Annotated in this window: 3 protein-coding genes; 1 reads left to right on the top strand and 2 read right to left on the bottom strand. The window is 59.4% G+C overall.

Features of this window, described 5'->3' with window-relative positions; translation table 11 throughout:
* Together EPO09_RS02385 and EPO09_RS02380 are read right to left on the bottom strand one after the other, a co-directional pair.
* The coding region (locus tag EPO09_RS02385) for a hypothetical protein (RefSeq protein ID WP_290639787.1) at window positions 1-838 on the bottom strand (838 nt) is incomplete at its 3' end.
* A 75-nt stretch (window positions 839-913) separates the two neighbouring features.
* Window positions 914-2,422 carry a tetratricopeptide repeat protein gene (locus EPO09_RS02380; protein WP_290639786.1) on the bottom strand — a complete coding sequence of 503 codons (1,509 nt, stop codon included), beginning with the start codon at window positions 2,420-2,422 and terminating at the stop codon, window positions 914-916.
* A gap of 100 nt (window positions 2,423-2,522) precedes the next feature.
* Here EPO09_RS02380 and EPO09_RS02375 point away from each other — a divergent pair.
* Window positions 2,523-3,208 (top strand): exonuclease domain-containing protein (locus EPO09_RS02375; RefSeq protein ID WP_290639785.1); only part of this gene is annotated, 686 nt, incomplete at its 3' end.

Here is a 3,208-nt window from a genome sequence, read left to right as displayed (position 1 = left end):
TGCCCAGCAGGAAGGGGATGAAGCACAACATCATGTTGCGCAGGCGCTTGTCCGATTGCCCCGGCATGAACAGCAGCAGCCAGGCAAATCCAAATGCGAAGAAGGCGTTGAGGGTGTAGCGATAGTCAGGCCCGAGCCAGAGGAAGGCGAAGTTGTAGTAGATGCGCGGGAAGCCGGGCATGTGATACAGCGAGACCATGTCCGTGGTCACGTTCAGGCAAGCCGAGATGGTGGTCTTGACCGCGAGGCAGACGAGCACAATGGCACCGAACTGGCGCCACGTGGGTTTGGATGCAGGCCAGTTGTAGGCCAGGTAGAAAAAGGGAACCACGATGAATGTTTCCCGGTTCATCATGGCCGGCACGGACAGGGCCAGCAAGGCGGGCAGAGGCTGGCGGGAGATGATCATCCACATGCCGGCGGCGATGAAGCCCAGCGACATCATGTCCCAGGGATAGTAGTAGTTGTTGTAGGCCGACAGCACAAAAGTGGCAAACAGTTGCCACCAGAACAAGCCGAACATCAGCAGTGCCCGCCCCCCAGTTTTCGCGAGCGCTTCCCAACTTTTCCAGGTGAACCAGAAGCAGGCCAGTACGCCAAGCAAGTCCATGAGCATGAAGAACAGGCTCAGTCCCTGATCACCAAGAGGGCGGAAATGCGCCACGGCATTGGTCAGCAAGAAGGGCAGGACACGAGACTGAAAAGGATGCTCCCCCTCAAAGGCCAACAAGACACGCCAGTTCAGAAAAACCTTGCTCTGGATAGCGTGCGACACGGTCAGCGCCAATGACAAGAGCACGTTGAGTGCGAGCATCAACCCGAAGGCTGTGCGGGACATCAGAGGCGGTTTGCTGGCGACCATGGGTGGTTTGAGTGGAGGAAGAAGGGGCTCAGGTGTCAGCCTGGCGTGTGATCAGGCGAAGCGCGCGCGCAGATCGTCCCGAACGCGTTGCAGGAGACCAGTCCAGTCTCCTGGCGTGTCTTGCCTGTAGAGCGTCATGCTGGCGTACCAGGGACTGTCGGTGCGATCGGTCAACCAGCGCCAGTCAGCGTTGTGGCAGAGCAGCAGCCAGACTGGCTTGCCCATGGACGCCCCGAGGTGGGCCAGGCTGGAGTCGATCGTGATGATGAGATCCAGTTGTTCGCACATCGCTACCGCATCCATGAAGTCACCTTGCTGCGAGGCGAAGTCAGAGATCTGGGATAACTTTTTGAGTACAGCCTGGTCGGTGTCTCGTACGTCCTTGTGCAAGCTGATCCATGCCACCTCGTCGCACAGGACTTGCGAGAAGGCTTCGAGTGACAGGCTGCGCTTGTAGTCATCCACGTGGTTGGCATTGCCACTCCAGGCGATACCTACACGAGGCTTGCTGCGCTCACCCAGCAGGGCGGACCATCTTTCGCGGCGTGCCTTATCGGCGGATGCCGGCACATGGCGTGCAGGGATGTTGCTCAGATCCGTCTTCAGGATCATGGGCACGGTCAGCAGCGGGCAGTACAGATCGTAGGGGGGCAAGGCGCTGCCGCGAGCCACCAACGTGACATCCGGCAAGCCTGTGAGCAAAGGCAGCAGCGTGGGTTGGACTTCCAGGATCACACGTGCGCCAAGCTTGGCCACCTCTGGTGCATAGCGACAGAACTGAATGGTATCGCCCAGGCCTTGTTCACTGTGGATGAGGATGGTGCGGCCTTCGATGGTTTCTGCGCCCGTCCAGCGTGTGCCGGTGTACTCATCCTTCCAGCCGAGTTCGCGCCAGCGCGAGAGTCGCCACTCGCTGTGCAGCCAGCCGGGTTCGAAGTCACCCATGCGCAAGGCGCACATGCCCAGGTTCCAGTGTGCATCGGCCGATTGCGGGTTCAGTTCTACTGCGCGCTCGAAGCTGCTGCGGGCTTCCTCGTAGCGGCGCAACTCGCTGAGGGCATTGCCTCGGTTGTTGAACGCCTCGAAGTAGTTTGGCTGAATGGCGATGGCCTTGTCAAAGTCGTCAATGGCCTGTGCATGGCGATTGAGCTTGATCAGCGCGCAGCCGCGGTTGTTGTAGGCATTGGCAAAGGCGCCATCCAAGGCAATGGCCTTGCTGTAGTTGCTGATGGCGAAGTCGTATTCCTTCAACTCGGCGTAGGCTGCTCCCCGGTTGTTGTGGATGGCCGCATGGTTGCGGTCAATCTTGACGGCACGGTCCATCAAGGCCACGGCCTGCTGAGGCTGCCCACTTTGAAGCAGGATCACACCCGCGAAATGAAGCGCATCGAAGTGCTTGGGCTGAAGCGCGATGACTTGTTCGTAAAGTTGCAGCGCCTGTGCCAGTTGACCGTTCTGGTGATGCGCCAATGCCTGCTGAAACTTGGCCTGGGCCTGAAGAGCCGGCGGTTGACCGAACAGGCCTGGGCCTCGGGGCGCAAAAGGGGAGGGCGATTTCATGGTGCTGTTCGGTGCTTCGGTCTGGTGTAGCCCAGCACTGTCAGGGCTGGCCGGCTACTTTAACTGAAGCCCCTGGCAGGGGCCTGATAGAGTTCTCCCCATGTCTGCTGCACAGTTTCAACCCATGGTCTTTGTGGACCTGGAGACCACCGGATCAACGGGAACGGTCGATCGCATCACCGAAATCGGCATCGTCGAGCTCAATGAAGAAGGCGAGGTGCGGGAGTGGTCCAGCCTGGTCAACCCGCAGACCAGCATCCCCAGCTTCATTCAATCGCTGACGGGCATCACCCATGACATGGTGGCGGATGCACCCACATTTGCCGAATTGGCCGATGAGGTCTTGTCCCGGCTGCATGGGCGCCTCTTCGTGGCGCACAACGCGCGGTTTGATTACGGCTTTCTCAAGAACGAATTCAAGCGCCTGGATCTGGATTTCAAGGCACCGGTGCTGTGCACGGTCAAGCTTTCACGCAAGTTGTTTCCGCAATACAGCAAACACAATCTGGATGCCTTGGTTGAGCGTCATCAACTGCACATGCCGGCGCGTCACCGCGCCTTGGCGGATGCGGACGTGTTGCGACAGTTCTGGCAGGTGCTGCAATCCCAGATGCCTGCCGATCAGCTTGACGCGGCTGTGGGTGAGCTGACGGGCCGAAGCAGTTGGCCTGTGCAACTCGACCCGGCTGTGCTGGCGGAGTTGCCTGAACGGCATGGCGTGTATCTCTTCTTTGGTGACAACGAACTGCCGCTGTACATCGGCAAAGCCAACAACATTCGCCAGCG

The sequence above is a fragment of the Aquabacterium sp. genome (genome assembly GCF_004297345.1).
GTDB lineage: Bacteria > Pseudomonadota > Gammaproteobacteria > Burkholderiales > Burkholderiaceae_C > Aquabacterium.
This window is presented reverse-complemented; position numbering and strand designations above follow the sequence as displayed.

Coding starts and splice junctions, on each gene's coding strand:
- EPO09_RS02380 (WP_290639786.1), bottom strand. CDS start 2,422: ATGAAATCGCCCTCCCCTTTTGCGCCCCGAGGCCCAGGCCTGTTCGGT.